The organism is Streptomyces pyxinicus, assembly GCF_024753135.1.
Classification (GTDB): domain Bacteria; phylum Actinomycetota; class Actinomycetes; order Streptomycetales; family Streptomycetaceae; genus Streptomyces; species Streptomyces pyxinicus.
The window spans coordinates 1-17,943 of the sequence record NZ_JANUGP010000056.1; the positions used below are offsets into that span (position 1 = coordinate 1).

Genomic DNA, 17,943 nt, shown 5'->3' on the forward strand with positions numbered 1-17,943 from the left:
CCGTGGCGGGGGTGGCGGTGGTTACGGTCGGCGTGACGACCGTGACCGTGGCGAGCGCCGCGACGACCGTGGCGGCTTCCGCCGTGATGACCGTCGTGACGATCGCCGGGATGACCGTCGTGACGACCGTGGTGGTTACCGGGGCCGTGACGACCGTGGTTCGCGTCCGGGCTACCAGCGCGATGACCGCGACCGTGGCGAGCGCCGCGACGACCGTGGCGGCTTCCGCCGCGATGACCGGCGCGATGACCGCCGCGACGACCGCCCGTCCTACCGCCGCGACGACGACCGCGGCTTCCGCCGCGACGACCGCGACCGGGGCGACCGTCCCCCCTTCCGCCGTGACGACCGACGCGACGACCGCCGTGACGACCGTGGTGACCGTGGCGGCTTCCGCCGCGACGATCGCCGGGATGACCGTGGCGGCGACCGAGGTGGCTTCCGCGGGCGCGACGACCGACGCGACGACCGTGGCGGCTTCCGCGGCCGGGACGACCGTGGCCCCCGCCGCGACGACCGTGGCGGTCGGCCGGGTGGCTTCCGTGGGCGGGACGGGCGCGACGGACGCGACGGACGGGACGACCGCCGTGGCGGTGGCCGTTTCCGGGACGACCGTGACCGGGACCGTGAGCCGATCAAGCGGCTGCCGATCCCGGAGGACGTCACCGGCGAGGAGATCGACAAGGACGTCCGGCAGGAACTCCAGAGCCTGCCCAAGACGCTCGCGGAGGACGTCGCCAAGAACCTGGTGATGGTCGCCCGGCTCATCGACGAGGACCCCGAGGGCGCGTACGGCTACTCCAGGGTGGCCCTGCGTCTGGCGTCCCGCGTGGCCGCCGTACGCGAGGCCGCCGGCTTCGCCGCGTACGCGAACCAGAAGTACAGCGAGGCACTGGCGGAGTTCCGGGCCGCCCGGCGGATGACCGGCGGTGTGGAGCTGTGGCCGGTGATGGCCGACTGCGAGCGCGGGCTCGGCCGGCCGGAGAAGGCGCTGGACATGGCCGGTGCCCCGGAGGTGCAGAAGCTGGACAAGGCGGGGCAGGTCGAGATGCGGCTCGTCGCGGCCGGTGCCCGGCGTGACATGGAGCAGCTGGACGCGGCCATCGTGACGTTGCAGAGCCCGGAGCTGGCCTCCAACTCCGTGCAGCCGTGGACCGCGCGACTGCGGTACGCCTACGCCGACGCACTGTTGGCCGCCGGCCGGGAGGGTGAGGCGCGGGAGTGGTTCGCCAAGGCCGTCGAGGCTGACCGGGACGGCAGCACGGACGCCTCCGACCGGCTCGCCGAGCTGGACGGCGTCGAGTTCGTGGACGCCCTCGACGAGGGTGACGACGCACCGCAGGACGAGGCGAAGTCGCAGGACGAGAGCGCCGAGTAAGGCATGAGACATGAGAGGGGGCAGGCACCGCACGGTGCCTGCCCCCTCTCATGTCCGGCCTCTTGGATCCTCAGATCTCCAGGGCCCGCAGCACCAGGCCCGACGCCGGTTTCGGGCCGAAGGACGTCGACTTGCGGGGCATCGTGACGCCCTGGCGGGCCAGGTCGCGGACGACGTCCTCGTGGACCGGGTGCATGAGCACGGCCGTGCCGCCGTCGCGCTCGGCCTTCTCGACCGTCGCCGCCGTGTCGTGGATGTAGGCGATGTGCGCGGGGGAGTCCTCGGGGATGTGCCAGACGTGGTCGAGCAGCGTGGCGTGCAGGACGGTTGCGTCGAGGGAGCGCCAGGCGGCCGGGCGGTCGGCGGGGACCGTGCGGGCCAGCAGGTCCGGGTCGGGGCGGTCGAGCAGGTGGAAGGCGCCGTCGCCGGCCAGCAGGAAGGCGTTGCCCGCGCAGGACGCGTCGGCCAGCACCTCCAAGGCCTTGGCGAGCGGCACGTCGAGGTGCCGTACCCGGAACAGGCCCTCCACGGCGGCGAGGGCATCGGCGACCGGCAGCTGGTGCAGCAGGCGGTGGATGGCGCGGACGCGCAGCGGGTAGCGGGAGGTGTCCACGAGCAGGACCAGGCCGTGGTCCCAGGCGCTGGGGGAGGGGTGCTCGGTGCGCAGCAGCCGGTAGGTGGCCCAGCGGTGGTGGCCGTCGGCGATCAGGGCCTGCTGGTGGGCCAGGTCGGACCGGATCCGGGCCAGGTCGGCGGGGTCGGTGACGGACCACAGGCTGTGGTGGAAGCCGTCCTCGGTGATCGTGGAGAGCAGCGGCACCTTCTTCGCGGTGCGTTCGACGACCTCGGCGGCGCCGCCGTCGCCGTGGTAGGTCAGCAGCAGCGGTTCCAGGTTGGCGCGGGTGGCGCGCATGAGGGCCGCGCGGTCGGCGACCACGGGCGGCATGACGTCCTCGTGCGGCAGGACCACGCCCTCCTCGGGCTCGGTCACGCGCAGGGTGCCGATGACGCCGCGCTGGAGCAGGCCGTCGCCGTCGCGTTGCTCGTACACGTACAGGGCGGGCCGGGGGTCGGCGGCGAGAACGCCCTCGTCGAGCCAGTGGCGCAGGGTGTCCGCCGCCTGTTCGTTGCGGGCGGCGGGGGTGTCCGCCTGGGGCAGGATCAGCCGGACGATGTTGTGCGGGTCCGCCGACTGGAGGTGGTGCACCCCGTCGGGCCGCACGACGACGTCGTAGGGCGGGGAGGTGACGGAGGCCAGGCTGCCGACCCGGTCGGGGTCGTAACGGAGGCCGCGGAACGGGGTGAGTTCCAGGCCCCGGGGCACCGTTGCTTCCGAGTGACCTGCAGTGTTCATCCCGGCATCGTACGTGTGCCGACGGCATGCGGGATGATCGGGGAAAGGCGAGTCTACGAGGAGCGATGCGGATATGAGCCAAGGCGTCAGGACGAGGCCCGAGGGCAGTGGGCAGGCCCTGAGCGAGGCGTACGACACGGCGCTGCTCGATCTCGACGGGGTGGTGTACGCGGGCGGCGACGCGATCGCGCACGCGGTGGAGTCGCTGGCGGCGGCGCGTGAGGGCGGGATGCGGCTGGCGTACGTCACCAACAACGCGTTGCGGCCGCCGGACGCGGTGGCCGGGCACCTCGGTGAGCTGGGCGTTCCGGCGGGTGCCGAGGACGTGATCACGTCGGCGCAGGCCGTGGCGCGGCTGATCGGCGAGCAGGTGCCGGCCGGTGCGCGGGTTCTGGTGATCGGCGGCGAGGGGTTGCGGGTGGCGCTGCGCGAGCGCGGGCTGACCCCCGTGGAGTCGGCGGACGACGATCCGGTGGCCGTCGTCCAGGGGTACGGCGGTCCGGACCTGACGTGGAGCCGGTTCGCGGAGGCGTCGTACGCGGTGGCGCGCGGGGTGCCGTGGTTCGCGTCCAACACCGACCTGACGATTCCGAGCGGGCGGGGGATCGCGCCGGGCAATGGGGCGGCGGTGGAGGTGGTGCGGATCGCCACGGGCAAGGAGCCGCAGGTCGCGGGGAAGCCGCTGCCGCCGATGCACAAGGAGACGATCATCCGGACCGGGGCGGAGCGCCCGCTGGTGGTCGGGGACCGGCTGGACACGGACATCGAGGGCGCGTTCAACGGCGAGGTGGACTCGCTGCTGGTGCTGACCGGTGTCACCGACGGCCCTCAGCTGCTCGCCGCGCCGCCGCGGCACCGGCCGACGTATGTGGACGCCGATCTGCGCGGGCTGCTCACCGGGCAGCCGGAGATCACCGAGGAGGGCCGGGGCTTCGGCTGCGGCGGCTGGACGGCGACCGCCGGCGCGGACCGGCTGGAGCTGGACGGCGACGGCGCGGCGCTGGACGGTCTGCGGGCTCTGTGCGCGGCGGCCTGGACGGCGGCCGGGGACGGTTCCTGCACGCTGGACGGCGGAAAGGCGCTGGCCCGGCTGGGGCTGTGAGCGTCGGATTCCGGCCGTCCCCGGGGATCGAGAACCGGAACCGGTTAGGCTAACCTAACCGGGTGTTGGTCGACAGTCCCCCGGAACAGTGCGCGAAGACGGCACCCGCGCCCCCCGGCCGTCGGGCGGTGCGGGCCCTCGGTCTCCTGCTCTCCGTCGCGGTCCTGGCGCTCGTCGCGCTGGCGAGCATCGCGATCGGCGCGAAGCCGCTGCCCCTGGACCAGGTCTGGCACGGCCTGTTCCACGACACGGGGACGTACGGCGACGTCGTCGTGGACGAGCGGCTGTCGCGGACGGCCCTCGGTCTGCTCGCCGGCGCCGCGCTCGGTCTCGCGGGCGCGGTGCTCCAGGCGCTGACCCGGAATCCGCTGGCCGACCCGGGGCTCCTCGGCATCAACGCCGGTGCCTCGGCGGCCGTGGTGACCGCCATCACCTACTTCGGTGTCACCAGCCTCACCGGCTACGTGTGGTTCGCGTTCCTCGGTGCCGCCGCGGTCGGCGCGCTGGTGTGGTTCTTGGGCGGCAGCCGCGGTGCCACCCCGGTGCGCCTCGCGCTCGCGGGTACGGCCATCAGCGCGGCCCTGTACGGCTATCTCCAGGCCGTGATGATCACTGATGACGCGGCGCTGGGCCGGATGCGGTTCTGGACGGTGGGTTCGCTGGCCTCGGCCACCGGCTCCACCCTCACCCAGGTCCTGCCCTTCCTCGCCGTCGGCACCCTCCTCGCGCTCGGTCTCGCCCGGCCGCTGAACGCCGTGGAGATGGGCGACGACACCGCCCGCGCCCTCGGCGCGAATCTCCATCGCACCCGCGCCCTGGCCATGCTGGCCGCCGTGCTGCTGTGCGGCGCGGCCACCGCCGCGTGCGGTCCGATCATGTTCGTCGGGCTGATGGTCCCGCACGTCGTGCGCTCCTTCACCGGACCCGACCTGCGCTGGATCCTGCCGTACGCCACCGTCCTGTCGCCCGTGCTGCTGCTTGGCGCCGACGTCGTCGGCCGGATCGTGGCCCGCCCCGCAGAGCTGCAGGTCGGCATCGTCACCGCGGTCATCGGCGGCCCGGTCTTCATCTTTCTCGTACGACGGCGGAGGACGGCCCAGTTGTGAAGACACTCACCAGGAGCCGTGCCGTGCGCGCCCCCGGCGGGTTCTCCGTGCGCCTGGACGTGCGCGCCCTGGCCGTCGTCGTGCTGCTGCTGGTGGCCGCGCTGGCCGCCGGGATCGCGCTGATCGGCACCGGCGACGCCCGGATACCGGCCGCCGACGTGCTGCGGACGCTCGCCGGGGACGGCACCGCCTACCAGGACTTCATCGTCAACGAACTGCGGCTGCCGCGCGTGCTCGTGGGTCTGCTGGTCGGTGCCTCGCTGGGGCTGGGCGGTGCCCTCTTCCAGACCATCTCCCGCAATCCGCTGGGCAGTCCGGACGTGCTCGGCCTCTCGCAGGGTTCGACCGCCGGCGCGCTGATCGTGATCGTGCTGATGGGCGGCAGCGCGGGGCAGGTCACCGCGGGCGCGCTGATCGGCGGTCTCGCCACCGGTGTGGCCATCTATCTGCTCGCCTGGAAGCAGGGCGTGCACGGCTACCGGCTCGTGCTGGTCGGCATCGGCGTCGCCGCCGTCGTCACCGCCGTCAACGGCTATCTGCTCACCAAGGCCGACCTGGTCGACGCGGCCCGCGCGGTCGTGTGGATGACCGGTTCCCTCGACGGCCGGGACTGGGACCAGGTGTGGCCGCTGCTCGTGCTGTGCGCGGTCCTGGTGCCGGTGGTCCTGGTCAACGCGCGGGGCCTGCGCCTGATGGAGATGGGCGACGACATCGCGGGCGCCCTCGGGGTGCGGGTGCAGCGGGTCCGGCTGCTGCTCATGGTGTGCGCGGTGCTGCTCACCGCCGCCGCGACCGCCGCCGCGGGACCTGTCGGCTTCGTCGCGCTCACCGCCCCGCAGCTGGCCCGGCGCCTGACCCGCTCGCCGGGCCCCAACCTGCTGCCCTCCCTGTGCATGGGCGCGGCCCTGCTGGTGGCCGCCGACTGGGCCTCCCAGCGTGCCTTCGGCGCCGACCAGTTGCCCGTCGGCGTGGTCACCGGCGTCCTCGGCGGCTGCTATCTGCTGTGGCTGCTGGTCACCGAGCGCAAGGCGGGCCGGATATGAGCGGCACGCACCCGAACACCCCTAGGAGCACCGTGAACCGCCTGTCCGCCGAGAAGGTCACCCTCGCCTACGACCAGCGGGTGATCGCCGAGGAACTGTCGGTGGAGATACCCGACAACTCCTTCACGGTCATCGTCGGCCCGAACGCGTGCGGCAAGTCGACGCTGCTGCGGGCGCTGTCGCGGATGCTCAAGCCGCACGAGGGCCGGGTGCTGCTGGACGGGCAGACGATCCAGTCGATGCCGGCCAAGAAGGTCGCCCGGACCCTCGGTCTGCTGCCGCAGTCCTCCGTGGCGCCCGACGGCATCACGGTCGCCGATCTGGTCGGCCGGGGCCGCTACCCGCACCAGGGGCTGCTGCGGCAGTGGTCCGCCGAGGACGAGCGGGTCGTCCAGGAGTCCATGCGGCAGACCGGGGTCGCGGAGCTGGCCGACCGGTACGTGGACGAGCTGTCCGGCGGGCAGCGCCAGCGCGTGTGGATCGCCATGGCCCTGGCCCAGCAGACCCCGCTGCTGCTCCTGGACGAGCCGACCACCTACCTCGACATCCAGCACCAGATCGACGTCCTCGACCTGTGCGCCGAGCTGCACGAGACCCAGGGCCGCACCCTGGTCGCGGTGCTGCACGACCTCAACCACGCGGCCCGCTACGCCACCCATCTGATCGCGCTGCGCGGCGGCGAGGTGATCGCTGAGGGCGCGCCGAACGACATCGTGACCGCCGAGCTGGTGGAGTCCGTGTTCGGGCTGCGCTGCCAGGTGATCGACGACCCCGAGACCGGCACCCCGCTGGTGGTCCCGGCGGCCCGCAAGGCGCGGGCCCAGCGGGTCACAGCAGCTTCCTGAGCCGGAACAGGTCCAGCAGGCTCGCCTCCAGCCGTACCCGGCCGCCGCCCCAGGCGGTGGCGAAGTTCAGCTCGCCGTCCACCAGGGCCACCAGGTCGTCGCCGGCCAGAGCGAGCCGGATCTGCGCCCGCTCGCGCGGCGGCCCCGGAAAGGTGTCGTCCACCTCGATCCGGCCACCGGTCATCCGGCCCGCGAAGGTCACGTCGAGGTCGGTGATGTGGCAGGTCACCGAGCGGTCCAGCGCGGCGGCGGCGCGGACCTCGCCCTCGGCCCCGCCCATGGTGTCCGAAAGCTTTCCCAGTGCCGCCCGGCACTCCTCGATCGTGGCCATGGCCACCGACGGTACCCCAGGGGTTCGCGGTAGCGTCTGGGCATGAGCGAGTCCGTGACCGAGGCCGAGATCGCCGCAGGGTCGGCAGCGGAATCCGCGCCCGAGGCCGCGCCCGAGGCCGCGCCCGAGGCCGGTTCCGGGTTCGGCGACGCCCCGGCCGCCCCGGCCCCCCTGGGAGTGCCGCGCACCCCCACCGGTGACGCGGCTGTGGACGCCCAGCTGGAGCGGCTGGCCGATGCCGACCACCTCGCCACCGACGGGCATGTGGAGGTGTACGAGGATGTACACCGGGGGCTGCGTGACGCGCTCACCGCGCTCGACGCCCGCCCGGGACCTCCGGCGCCCCCGTCCTCGTACCAGAGCAGGAGCTGAACCGAACGTGGCAGGAGTCGCACGCCGCCGTCTCGACGCGGAGCTGGTCCGCCGGAAGCTCGCGCGCTCGCGCGAGCACGCGAGCCAGCTCATCGCCGCCGGGCGGGTCACCGTCGGCAAGGCCGTCGCGACCAAGCCGGCCACCCAGGTGGAGACCGCCGCCGCGATCGTGGTCCGCTCCGACGACGGCGACCCCGACTACGTCTCCCGGGGCGGACACAAGCTGGCCGGGGCGCTGGCGGCCTTCGTGCCTCGGGGGCTCGTGGTCGAGGGCCGGCGCGCGCTGGACGCCGGCGCGTCCACCGGCGGCTTCACCGACGTCCTGCTGCGCGCGGGCGCCGCCCACGTCGTCGCCGTGGACGTCGGGTACGGCCAGCTCGCCTGGACCTTGCGGAGCGATGAACGCGTCACCGTCAAGGACCGTACGAACGTACGTGAGTTGACGCTTGAGGCGATCGACGGGAAACCGGTGGACCTGGTCGTGGGCGATCTGTCCTTCATCCCGCTCGGCCTGGTGCTGCCCGCCCTGGCGCGGTGCGCGTCGCCGGACGCCGACCTGGTGATGATGGTCAAGCCGCAGTTCGAGGTGGGCAAGGAGCGCCTCGGCAGCGGGGGAGTCGTACGGAGTCCGCAGCTGCGGGCGGAGGCCGTGCGGGGAGTGGCCGAGAAGGCCTGGGAGCTGGGGCTCGGGGTGCGGGGCGTCACCGCGAGTCCGCTGCCCGGCCCCTCGGGGAACGTCGAGTACTTTCTCTGGCTGCGGTCCGGGGCACCGGCACCGGACCCGGCCGACGTCGACCGTGCAGTGGCGGAGGGGCCGCGTTGACACAGAACCGGGCGCGAACTGTTTTCCTGCTGGCCCACACCGGCCGGCCCGCGGCGATCCGCAGTGCGGAACTCGTCGTCAAGGGGCTGCTGCGGCACGGCATCGGGGTGCGGGTATTGGAGGAGGAGGCGCGCGATCTGCCGCTGCCGGACGAGGTGGGACTGGTCAAGGAGGCCACCCCGCAGTGCCTGGACGGCTGCGAACTGCTGATCGTGCTGGGCGGCGACGGCACCCTGCTGCGCGGCGCCGAGTTCGCGCGGGCCTCGGGGGTGCCGATGCTCGGCGTCAACCTGGGCCGCGTCGGCTTCCTCGCGGAGGCGGAGCGCGATGACCTCGACCGGGTGGTCGACCGGGTGGTGGCGCGCTCCTACGAGGTCGAGGAGCGCATGACCGTCGACGTCGTGGTGCACCGCAACGGTGACATCGTGCACACCGACTGGGCGCTCAACGAGGCGGCCGTGCAGAAGGCGGGCGCCGAGAAGCTGCTTGAGGTCGTCCTGGAGATCGACGGGCGGCCGGTCACCGGGTTCGGCTGCGACGGCGTGGTGCTGTCCACGCCGACCGGCTCCACGGCGTACGCGTTCTCGGCCGGCGGGCCCGTGGTGTGGCCCGAGGTGGAGGCGCTGCTGATGGTGCCGATCAGCGCGCACGCGCTGTTCGCGAAGCCGCTGGTCACCTCCCCGGACTCGGTGCTGGCCGTGGAGGTGCTGCCGCACATCCCGCCGGGCGTCCTGTGGTGCGACGGCCGGCGCACGGTGGAGCTGCCGCCGGGCGCGCGCGTGGAGGTGCGGCGCGGGGCCGTGCCGGTGCGGCTGGCCCGGCTGCACCACTCATCCTTCACCGACCGGATCGTGGCGAAGTTCGCCCTGCCGACCACCGGATGGCGGGGGGCGCCGCACCACTCCACGGAGTGATAGGGGCGGCCTGTGTGCACGGGGCGCCCCGGACCTCGTATGGTCTGTTCCGTGTTGGAGGAGATGCGGATACGGTCGCTCGGGGTCATCGACGATGCCGTCGTCGAGCTGTCGCCGGGGTTCACAGCCGTCACCGGCGAGACGGGTGCGGGCAAGACCATGGTGGTCACCAGCCTGGGGCTGCTGCTCGGCGGCCGGGCCGACCCGGCGCTGGTGCGGATCGGGGCCGACCGGGCGGTCGTGGAGGGACGCGTCAGCGTGCCCGCGGACGCCGCCGCGGCCGTACGCGCCGAGGAGGCCGGGGCCGAGCTGGACGACGGGTCCCTGCTGATCAGCCGCACCGTCTCCGCCGAGGGCCGCTCCCGGGCGCACCTGGGCGGGCGCAGCGTGCCCGTGGGGCTGCTGGCCGAGCTGGCCGACGAACTGGTGGCCGTGCACGGGCAGACCGACCAGCAGGGCCTGCTCAAGCTGTCCCGGCAGCGCGGCGCCCTCGACCGGTACGCGGGCGACGCCGTCGCCGTGCCGCTCGCCAAGTACGCCGAGGCCTACCGCCGGCTGCGGGCCGTCTCCGCCGAGCTGGAGGAGATCACCACCCGCGCGCGGGAGCGGGCCCAGGAAGCCGACCTGCTCCGCTACGGCCTGGACGAGATCGCGGCCGTGGAGCCCCGGCCCGGCGAGGACGTGGAGCTGGCCGAGGAGGCGGAGCGGCTGGGACACGCCGAGGCCCTGGCGTCCGCAGCGACGGCCGCGCACGCCGCTCTCGCGGGCAACCCCGAGGACCCGGAGGGGATCGACGCGACCACCCTCGTCGCGGGCTCCCACCGCGCCCTGGAGGCCGTACGGTCCCACGATCCGGCGCTGGCCGCGCTCGCCGACCGGATCGGGGAGGTCGGCATCCTGCTCACCGACGTGGCCGGCGAGCTGGCCGGCTACGCCGACGACCTGGACGCCGACCCGCTGCGGCTGGCCGCGGTCGAGGAGCGCCGGGCCGCGCTGACCGCCCTCACCCGCAAGTACGGCGACGACGTGGGCGCCGTCCTCACCTGGGCCGAGCAGAGCGCCGCCCGGCTCACCGAGCTGGACGGCGACGACGAGCGGATCGGCGAGCTGACCGCCGAGCGCGACGCCCTCCGCGCTGGCCTCGGCGGGCTCGCCCAGGCGCTGACCGACGCGCGCACGGAGGCAGCCGAGCGGTTCGCCGCCGCCGTCACCGCCGAGCTGGCCTCGCTGGCGATGCCGCACGCGCGCGTGTCGTTCGACATCCGGCAGACCGAGGACCCCGAGGGCGTCGAGGTCGGCGGGCGCACGGTCGCCTACGGGCCCTCGGGCGCCGACGAGGTGGAGCTGCTGCTCGCGCCGCACCCCGGCGCGCCGCCCCGGCCCATCGCCAAGGGGGCGTCCGGCGGTGAGCTGTCCCGCGTGATGCTCGCCGTGGAGGTGGTGTTCGCGGGGACCGACCCGGTGCCGACCTATCTCTTCGACGAGGTGGACGCCGGTGTCGGCGGCAAGGCGGCGGTCGAGATCGGCCGCCGCCTGGCCAAGCTCGCCCGGACCGCGCAGGTCGTCGTGGTCACCCACCTGCCGCAGGTCGCCGCGTTCGCCGACCGGCAGTTGCTGGTGGAGAAGACCAACGACGGGTCCGTCACCCGGTCCGGCGTGAAGGTCCTGGAGGGCGAGGAGCGGGTCCGGGAGCTGTCCCGGATGCTGGCCGGCCAGGAGGACTCCGAGACGGCCCGCGCCCACGCCGAGGAACTGCTGGCCACAGCCCGGGCCGACCTGTAGTCGCTCCGGCGCACGCTCCTCGGTCGGCCCGGGCGTTCTCTCACCCGTACGGGTGACGTGCTCCGGCGCATTGCCCCCTCCCGCCGCCCCGTGCGCCTGCCCGGGTTTCCCGCAACGGCGGTGTCTGCTGGCATGCTTGGCGGGAACACGGCCCGTGTGGGAGGCGCGTGGGGTACGCGGGTCCGCCCCCGTGCGCCCGCTACCTTCTGTACGTTTCCTCGTGACCACCCGCGCCGAACCAGGAGCCCCGGCCCCGTGACCCCCGTGAGCAGCAACGCACCGCACGGCTCGTCGGCGCTGCGCACCGTCCAGGTGCTGGGCGGGGGCAACGCCGGCAGCAGCGCGCACGTGCGCTCCCTGGCCGAGGGGCTCGTCGCCCGGGGCGTGCGGGTCACGGTGTGCGCCCCCGTGGAGGCCGACCGCGCCTACGACTTCACCGGGGCCGGCGCCGAGCACGTGCACGTGCCGCGCAGCAGCGACCCCGGGTCGGTGGCCGCGCTCCGGGCGGTCTGCGCCGACGCCGACCTGGTGCACGCGCACGGGCTGCACGCCTCCTTCCGGACCGTCCTCGCCCTCGGCGGGCGCACCACACCGCTGGTGGTCACCTGGCACAACCGGGCCCGGGCCGAGGGCGCGCGGGCACACCTGCTGCGGATGCTGGAGCGCCGGGTGGTCAGGACGGCGGCCGTCGTCCTCGGCACCAGCTCCGACCTGGTGGACCGGGCCCGCCGCGGCGGCGCCCGCGACGCCCGGCTCGCGGCCGTCGGGCTGCCGGGCCGGCACCGGTCGCCGGCGCACGACACCGAGGGACTGCGGCCCAAGATCAGGGCCGAACTCGGCACCACCGGACGCCCGTTGCTGCTCGCCGTCGGCTCCCTCGACCGGCACCGCGGCTACGACGTCCTGCTGGACGCGGCCCGCGCCTGGCGGGACCTGGACCCGGTGCCCCTGGTCGCGATCGCGGGCGAGGGCCCGCTGCGGCCCGAGTTGCAGCGCCGGATCGAGGAGGAAGGGCTGCCGGTCCGCCTCCTCGGCCACCGCGAGGACGTGCCCGAACTGCTCGCCGCCGCCGACCTCGCGCTGCTCACCAGCAGCTGGGAGTCCCGGCCCGTGCTCGCCCAGGAGGCCCTGCACGCGCGCGTGCCGCTGGTCGCCACCCGCGTCGGCGGCATCCCCGACCTCGTCGGCGACGCGGCCGAACTGGTCCCCTACGGCGCCCCGCACCCGCTCGCCGACACCGTCGTCCGTCTCCTCGCCGACCCCGGACGCCGCGAGGAACTGCGCGAGCGGGGCGCCCGGCAGACAGCGACCTGGCCGACCGAGGACGAGACGGTCGCCCAGGTGCTCAGCGTCTACGACGAGCTGACCCAGCCTCGGCCGCTCGCCTAGCTAGGGCGTGTGCCGGCGGGCCCGCAGGGCCAGGCTCAGGGCCAGTACTGTCTGCGGGTCGTCGAGGTCGGTGCCGAGCAGCTCGCCGATGCGGGCCAGGCGGTTGTAGAGCGTCTGGCGGTTCAGATGGAGTTCCCGGGCCGTCTCCGCCTTGCGGCCGGCGTGCGCGAGGTAGGTCTCCAGGGTCGGCAGCAGGGGCGGCTTGGAGCGGCGGTCGTGGTCCCGCAGCGGGCCGATCGCGCGGTCCACGAACGCGGCCAGGTCCGGGTGGTCGCGCAGCCGCCACAGCAGCAGGTCGATGTCGAGCCGGCGGGCGTCGTACCAGGGCCGGTCGGTCAGCCCCTGGGCCGCCGCCGCCGTCTCCGCCGCGTGCCGCAGCCCCGCCGACGCCGCCGCCCAGCCCCCGGGCACCCCCACGACCACCACGGGCGGGGCGGCGCCCGGCCGCCGCATCGCGGCCCGCTCCACACCCGCGCGCAGCGCCGCCGCCACCCGGTCGGCGACGGTCGACCGCTCCGCCTCCGCGCGCAGCCCGAGCAGCACCAGCACCCGGCCCTCCAGCGGCCGTACACCCAACAGCACCGGCACGCCCACCGCGGCCAGCTCCTCGGAGACCGCCCGGGCCAGCACCGCCCAGCCGCCGCCGACGTCGGGGGAGAGCGCGTCCCCGATCCGCATCACCACCGGCAGCAGCGGGCCCGCACCGGGCTTGAAGCCGAGCACCCGGGCCTGCGCGGGCGCGTCCTCGGCCGCGATCCGGCCCTCGGCGAGATCGGTGAGGAAGTCCCCGCGTCCGCGCGCCGCCAGCTCCTCCTCCTGCCGGGCCTGCATCAGCACCACGGCGAGGATGCCCGCGGCCCGCTCGGCGGCGATCCGGTGCACCGGCGCCAGCGGCCCGCGCACCGGCAGCAGCACCAGGCGGGCCCGCACCGCGCCCGCCGTACCGGGGCCGCCGCCCGGGACGTCCACCAGCACCGAACCGGCCGGCGGCGGGGCGTCCTTGTGCGGGCCGCGCAGCCCCTCCCACACCTGGAGCGGATCCGCGCCCTCCGGGCCCGACCCGGCCGCGTACAGCAGCCGGCCGTCGGCGGTCTCCAGGAAGACCGGGTTGGCGCCGAAGTCGGCCAGGATGCCCAGCACCTGCGGCACCCCGCCGCCGCCGAGCAGCGCCTCGGTGCAGCGCCGGTGCACCTCCTCCGCCCGCTGGAGCAGCGCGTAGTGGCCGTTGACGATCTCGGTGTGGATCTCCTCGGTGACCGTCACGAACGGCACCTCGCGATGCAGCTGGACCAGCGGCAGCCCGGCACCCCGGGCGGTGTCCACCAGGGCCGCGGGCAGCCGGGCGAAACGCGGCCCCAGCTCCACGACCAGGGCGGCGATCCCGCGCTCGGCGAGGGTGCGCACGAACGCCCGCTGCTCGGCGGGGCGGGTGCCCAGGCCGTACCCGGTGGTCAGCAGCAGCTCCCCACCCTTGAGCAGCGAGGCGATGTTGGGCACCTCGCCCGCGTGCACCCAGCGCACCGTCCGCCCCAGCCGGTCGGCGCCGGCCAGGATCTCCGGCAGCCCGCTGCGCAGCCCGGGCAGCTCCAGCGCCCGCTGAACGGTGATCCCGGCGCCCTGCGTGGCGAGTCTGCTCTCCGTGCCGCTGTCCATGCAGCGGACGCTACCTGCGCAAACGCCCCGAGGACAGCGCGGCCGCCGGCTACAGCGGCCGGATGTTGTGGTTGAAGCGGAACACGTTGTCCGGGTCGTAGCGGTGCTTGACCTTCTCCAGGCGCAGGGTGTTCTCCGCGCCCAGGCCCGCCCGGACCCGGTCGGGGCCCTCGTCGCCGATGTAGTTCAGGTACACCGCGCCGGTGCGCCACGGCCGGACCGCGGCGCGGACGTCCCGCACCCACGCGAGGGCCCGCTCGTCGTCGGCCGGGTCCGCCCAGAGGGCGAACGGGTGCACCGCCCAGGCCGCGTCCCGGTACGGCACCGGGTACGCGTGCGGACCGGCGGCGATCGCCCCGCCCTGCGGGAACAGCGTGTGCCGGCTGCCGGTCGGCACGGGCATGCCGTCGGCCCCGGCGCAGAAGGCGGCCACCGCCTCGTCCGGCAGCGTGTCCAGGTACTCCGCCGACCAGTGGTTCCGCATCCCGGGCGGGTCGTCGAGCAGGCACTGCGCGTCCGCGTAGGGCATGTCCCCGGCCAGCTCCACCTCGTGCGGCAGCGCCAGCAGCGGCTGCGCGAGCTTGCGCAGGTCGTCCTCGCCGCCCACGTAGGTCAGCAGGGCGGCGCACAGCGGCCTGCCCACCAGCTCCGGGGGCGTGAACCCGGCGGGCGGGCCGGTGAGGTAGAACACCGCGCCGCCCACCTCGTCGGGGCCGGTGCGGACGACCTCGCGGAAGGTCCGGACCACGTCCGGGCCCAGGGGCGGCGGGTACAGCAGCAGGACGACGGAGAACTCCGGCAGGGCGTGCAGCCGCAGGGTCAGCGCGGTGGCCACGCCGAAGTTGCCGCCCCCGCCGTGCAGCGCCCAGAACAGCTCGGGGTCGCCGTCGGCGCTCGCGCGCACCCGCTCGGCGTCCGCCGTCACCAGCTCCACCCCGAGGAGGTTGTCGACGGCGAGTCCGAAGGCCCGGTCCAGCCAGCCGCTGCCGCCGCCCAGCACGTAGCCGCCGACCCCGGTGGTGGAGACCCGGCCGCCGGTGGTCGCGAGGGCGTACGGCTCGGTGGCCCGGTCGAGATGGCTCATCAGGGCACCGCCCTCGACCCGGACCGCCCGCGCCGCCGGATCGACGCTCACCCGGTGCATCCGGCGCAGGTCCACCACCAGCGCGCCGTCGCCCAGCGCGGTCCCGGCGACGCCGTGGCCGCCGCCGCGCACCGCGACCGGCAGGTCCAGCTCCCGCCCGAACCGCACGGCCCGCACCACGTCCGTCGCGTCCGCGCACTGCGCGATCACCGCCGGACGCCGGTCGACCCTCGCGTTGAAGACGGCCCGGGCCTCGTCGTAGCCCGCGTCCGCCGGGGCGAACACGTCACCGACCAGTTCCTCGCGCAGCGCGGCGAGGGCCGCGCGCGCCTTCGAAGGGGAAGCCATGGCCGCCCCCTTTCCGCACGGGGGGAGTATCTGGTTTCAGCCTAGGCGGGACACGGCCGTACCGGGTCCTCAGCCGCCGTACGCCCCCGAGGCCGTCAGCCGCAGCGCCGTGTCGATCAGCGGGACGTGGCTGAAGGCCTGCGGGAAGTTGCCGACCTGGCGTTGCAGGCGCGGGTCCCATTCCTCGGCGAGCAGGCCGAGGTCGTTGCGCAGGGCGAGGAGTTTCTCGAAGAGCCTGCGGGCCTCGTCCACGCGGCCGATCATCGCCAGGTCGTCCGCCATCCAGAACGAGCACGCGAGGAAGGCGCCCTCGTCGCCGGGCAGGCCGTCGACGCCCTCGCTCTGGCCCTCGGTGGGGTAGCGCAGGATGAACCCGTCCGAGGTGGACAGCTCGCGCTGGATGGCCTCGATGGTGCCGATCACCCGCTTGTCGTCCGGCGGCAGGAAGCCCATCTGCGGGATCAGCAGCAGCGAGGCGTCCAGCTCCTGGGAGCCGTAGGACTGCGTGAAGGTGTTGCGCTCCTTGTCGTAGCCCTTCTCGCAGACGTCCCGGTGGATGTCGTCGCGCAGTTCCTTCCAGCGCTCCAGCGGGCCGTCCGCGTCCCCGGACTCGATCAGCTTGATGGTGCGGTCCACCGCGACCCAGGCCATCACCTTGGAGTGCACGAAGTGCCGGCGCGGGCCGCGCACCTCCCAGATGCCCTCGTCCGGCTCCTGCCAGTGGTCCTCCAGGTAGCGGATCAGCTTGAGCTGGAGCAGCGAGGCGTAGTCGTTGCGGGCCAGCCCCGTCATGTGCGCCAGGTGCAGGGCCTCGGTGACCTCGCCGTACACGTCGAGCTGGAGCTGGTGGGCCGCGCCGTTGCCGACCCGGACCGGGGCGGAGTTCTCGTAGCCCGGCAGCCAGTCCAGCTCGGCCTCGCCCAGCTCGCGCTCACCGGCGATGCCGTACATGATCTGGAGGTTCTCCGGGTCGCCGGCGACCGCGCGCAGCAGCCACTCGCGCCAGGCACGGGCCTCCTCGCGGTAGCCCGTGCGCAGCAGCGAGGACAGGGTGATCGCCGCGTCCCGCAGCCAGGTGTAGCGGTAGTCCCAGTTGCGCACGCCGCCGATGTCCTCGGGCAGCGAGGTGGTGGGGGCGGCGACGATGCCGCCGGTGGGGGCGTAGGTGAGGGCCTTCAGGGTGATCAGCGAGCGGACCACGGCCTCGCGGTAGGGGCCGTGGTACGTACAGTGCTCGACCCAGTCGCGCCAGAAGTTTTCCGTCGCCCGCAGCGACTGCTCGGGCTCGGGCAGCGCGGGCGGCTGCTTGTGCGAGGGCTCCCACGAGATCGTGAACGCGATCCGGTCACCCGGTGCGACGGTGAAGTCCGCGTACGTGGTCAGTGACTTGCCGTAGGTCTCGGCCTCCGTGTCGAACCACACACTGTCGGGCCCGGCGACCGCCACCGTGCGGCCCTCGTGCTTGTGCACCCAGGGCACCACCCGGCCGTAGGAGAACCGCATCCGCAGGGCCGAGCGCATCGGGACCCGGCCGCTGATGCCCTCCACGATCCGGATCAGCTGCGGCGCCCCGTCACGCGGGGGCATGAAATCGGTCACGCGGACCGTGCCGCGCGGGGTGTCCCACTCCGATTCCAGGATCAGCGAGTCGCCCCGGTAGCAGCGGCGGGCGGCCGCGGGCGGCTCCGCGTCGGCCGCGTAGGCCGGGCCGAGCCGCCAGAAGCCGTGCTCCTCGGTGCCCAGCAGGCCGGCGAAGACGGCGTGCGAGTCGAAGCGGGGCAGGCACAGCCAGTCCACCGTGCCGTCCCGGCAGACCAGTGCGGCGGTCTGCATGTCTCCGATGAGTGCGTAGTCTTCGATGCGCCCGGCCACGTGCAACTCCAGTCGAACGGCCACGTCACCCCCGCGCAGGGGGCTGTCGCTGATGCGGTCAAGGGGTCGTTGTTGTGCGTCGTTGAGCGGTGAAGCCAATCAGCCCGCCGAGCCCTGAGGCAAAACGACAGTCCTTGCTCAACGAACTGCCGCGCTCTCGTTGTTCCGGGTGATGGTGGCGGGGGTGTGCCGTCGTTCCGGCCGGGCTCGGCAGCCAATGTCCGAGCAGGATACGACGCACGTAGATGATCTGCGTGCCGCTCCGGGCAACCCGTGTGGGCCGAACGAGTGAGCACCGGGTAAGAAACATGTGACCAGGGCGTGCCGTGGTGACACGTGTGTCACCTGCGGGTGTCCGGCCGGGCGCGGAGCGTGGCCGGAAGCCATCCCCTCCAGGCGCTGATACCCTGGTAGCCCGTGGACCGGTGGGCCCCAAACCCCCGAACCGCAGCGACGGCACCCCCGGAGATCTCCGGGCCGGACGCCGCACCGCACGACAGATCGCGACCACGGGAGCCCCCTCTTGGCCATGCCGCCGAAATCTACG

General features: G+C 74.3%; 15 protein-coding genes and 1 pseudogene. 11 read left to right on the forward strand and 5 right to left on the reverse strand.

The window, feature by feature from the left end:
- Nucleotides 1-752 (forward strand): annotated as a pseudogene (locus tag NX794_RS35320) (hypothetical protein); the annotation flags it as partial.
- Nucleotides 644-1,378 (forward strand): hypothetical protein, encoded by a 735-nt coding sequence (locus tag NX794_RS35325; protein ID WP_258783819.1) that lies wholly within the window; start codon nucleotides 644-646, stop codon nucleotides 1,376-1,378. The pseudogene NX794_RS35320 and the gene NX794_RS35325, both read left to right, overlap by 109 nt.
- 70 nt (nucleotides 1,379-1,448) lie before the next feature.
- Here NX794_RS35325 and NX794_RS35330 read toward each other — a convergent pair whose 3' ends face one another.
- Complete coding sequence (locus NX794_RS35330) at nucleotides 1,449-2,732, reverse strand: DUF1015 domain-containing protein (protein ID WP_258783806.1); 1,284 nt, start codon at nucleotides 2,730-2,732, stop codon at nucleotides 1,449-1,451.
- 73 nt (nucleotides 2,733-2,805) lie between these two features.
- On the opposite strand from NX794_RS35330, the gene NX794_RS35335 reads away from it, so the two are divergent.
- From NX794_RS35335 to NX794_RS35350, 4 genes are all read left to right on the forward strand, one after another.
- Nucleotides 2,806-3,834: an HAD hydrolase-like protein gene (locus NX794_RS35335; RefSeq protein ID WP_258783807.1), complete on the forward strand. Its 1,029-nt coding sequence runs from the start codon at nucleotides 2,806-2,808 to the stop codon at nucleotides 3,832-3,834.
- 62 nt (nucleotides 3,835-3,896) lie between these two features.
- The gene (locus tag NX794_RS35340; RefSeq protein ID WP_258783808.1) at nucleotides 3,897-4,940 is read left to right on the forward strand and encodes a FecCD family ABC transporter permease; all 1,044 of its coding nucleotides are present in this window, start codon (nucleotides 3,897-3,899) and stop codon (nucleotides 4,938-4,940) included.
- Nucleotides 4,937-5,983 carry a FecCD family ABC transporter permease gene (locus NX794_RS35345; protein WP_258783809.1) on the forward strand — a complete coding sequence of 349 codons (1,047 nt, stop codon included), beginning with the start codon at nucleotides 4,937-4,939 and terminating at the stop codon, nucleotides 5,981-5,983. The genes NX794_RS35340 and NX794_RS35345 overlap by 4 nt, the downstream gene beginning before the upstream one ends.
- Nucleotides 5,980-6,828: an ABC transporter ATP-binding protein gene (locus NX794_RS35350; RefSeq protein WP_258783810.1), complete on the forward strand. Its 849-nt coding sequence runs from the start codon at nucleotides 5,980-5,982 to the stop codon at nucleotides 6,826-6,828. Before NX794_RS35345 ends, NX794_RS35350 begins: the two co-directional genes overlap by 4 nt.
- Here NX794_RS35350 and NX794_RS35355 read toward each other — a convergent pair.
- Nucleotides 6,812-7,159, reverse strand: coding sequence for a sterol-binding protein (locus NX794_RS35355; protein WP_258783811.1), 348 nt, complete (start codon nucleotides 7,157-7,159; stop codon nucleotides 6,812-6,814). The genes NX794_RS35350 and NX794_RS35355 overlap by 17 nt on opposite strands.
- Before the next feature lie 42 nt (nucleotides 7,160-7,201).
- On the opposite strand from NX794_RS35355, the gene NX794_RS35360 reads away from it, so the two are divergent.
- From NX794_RS35360 to NX794_RS35380, 5 genes are all read left to right on the forward strand, one after another.
- Entirely contained in the window at nucleotides 7,202-7,531 is a 330-nt protein-coding gene (locus tag NX794_RS35360) for a hypothetical protein (protein ID WP_258783812.1), read from the forward strand.
- Nucleotides 7,532-7,538: 7 nt separating this feature from the next.
- Nucleotides 7,539-8,354, forward strand: a complete 816-nt coding sequence (locus tag NX794_RS35365; RefSeq protein ID WP_258783813.1) for a TlyA family RNA methyltransferase — start codon at nucleotides 7,539-7,541, stop codon at nucleotides 8,352-8,354.
- Complete coding sequence (locus NX794_RS35370; protein WP_258783814.1) at nucleotides 8,351-9,268, forward strand: NAD kinase; 918 nt, start codon at nucleotides 8,351-8,353, stop codon at nucleotides 9,266-9,268. Before NX794_RS35365 ends, NX794_RS35370 begins: the two co-directional genes overlap by 4 nt.
- Before the next feature lie 39 nt (nucleotides 9,269-9,307).
- Entirely contained in the window at nucleotides 9,308-11,050 is a 1,743-nt protein-coding gene (gene recN, locus NX794_RS35375; RefSeq protein ID WP_258783815.1) for a DNA repair protein RecN, read from the forward strand.
- Nucleotides 11,051-11,305: 255 nt separating this feature from the next.
- Nucleotides 11,306-12,439 (forward strand): glycosyltransferase family 4 protein, encoded by a 1,134-nt coding sequence (locus NX794_RS35380; protein WP_258783816.1) that lies wholly within the window; start codon nucleotides 11,306-11,308, stop codon nucleotides 12,437-12,439.
- Here the strand turns inward: NX794_RS35380 and NX794_RS35385 are convergent, their stop codons facing one another.
- From NX794_RS35385 to NX794_RS35395, 3 genes are all read right to left on the reverse strand, one after another.
- On the reverse strand, nucleotides 12,440-14,092 hold the full coding sequence (locus NX794_RS35385) for a PucR family transcriptional regulator (protein ID WP_258783817.1): 1,653 nt from the start codon (nucleotides 14,090-14,092) through the stop codon (nucleotides 12,440-12,442).
- Between the two features lie 49 nt (nucleotides 14,093-14,141).
- A complete protein-coding gene (locus NX794_RS35390) occupies nucleotides 14,142-15,524 on the reverse strand; it encodes an FAD-binding oxidoreductase (RefSeq protein ID WP_258783818.1) in 1,383 nt (460 codons plus the stop codon).
- 69 nt (nucleotides 15,525-15,593) lie between these two features.
- On the reverse strand, nucleotides 15,594-17,396 hold the full coding sequence (locus NX794_RS35395) for a glycoside hydrolase family 15 protein (protein ID WP_258783820.1): 1,803 nt from the start codon (nucleotides 17,394-17,396) through the stop codon (nucleotides 15,594-15,596).
- Nucleotides 17,397-17,943: the final 547 nt, after the last annotated feature.

Bases quoted from the DNA above. Each gene is read 5' to 3' on its own strand.
- NX794_RS35330 (WP_258783806.1), bottom strand. From the start codon at position 2,732: ATGAACACTGCAGGTCACTCGGAAGCAACGGTGCCCCGGGGCCTGGAA.
- NX794_RS35335 (WP_258783807.1), top strand. From the start codon at position 2,806: ATGAGCCAAGGCGTCAGGACGAGGCCCGAGGGCAGTGGGCAGGCCCTG.
- NX794_RS35350 (WP_258783810.1), top strand. From the start codon at position 5,980: ATGAGCGGCACGCACCCGAACACCCCTAGGAGCACCGTGAACCGCCTG.
- NX794_RS35355 (WP_258783811.1), bottom strand. From the start codon at position 7,159: ATGGCCACGATCGAGGAGTGCCGGGCGGCACTGGGAAAGCTTTCGGAC.
- NX794_RS35360 (WP_258783812.1), top strand. From the start codon at position 7,202: ATGAGCGAGTCCGTGACCGAGGCCGAGATCGCCGCAGGGTCGGCAGCG.
- recN (WP_258783815.1), top strand. From the start codon at position 9,308: ATGGTCTGTTCCGTGTTGGAGGAGATGCGGATACGGTCGCTCGGGGTC.
- NX794_RS35385 (WP_258783817.1), bottom strand. From the start codon at position 14,092: ATGGACAGCGGCACGGAGAGCAGACTCGCCACGCAGGGCGCCGGGATC.
- NX794_RS35390 (WP_258783818.1), bottom strand. From the start codon at position 15,524: ATGGCTTCCCCTTCGAAGGCGCGCGCGGCCCTCGCCGCGCTGCGCGAG.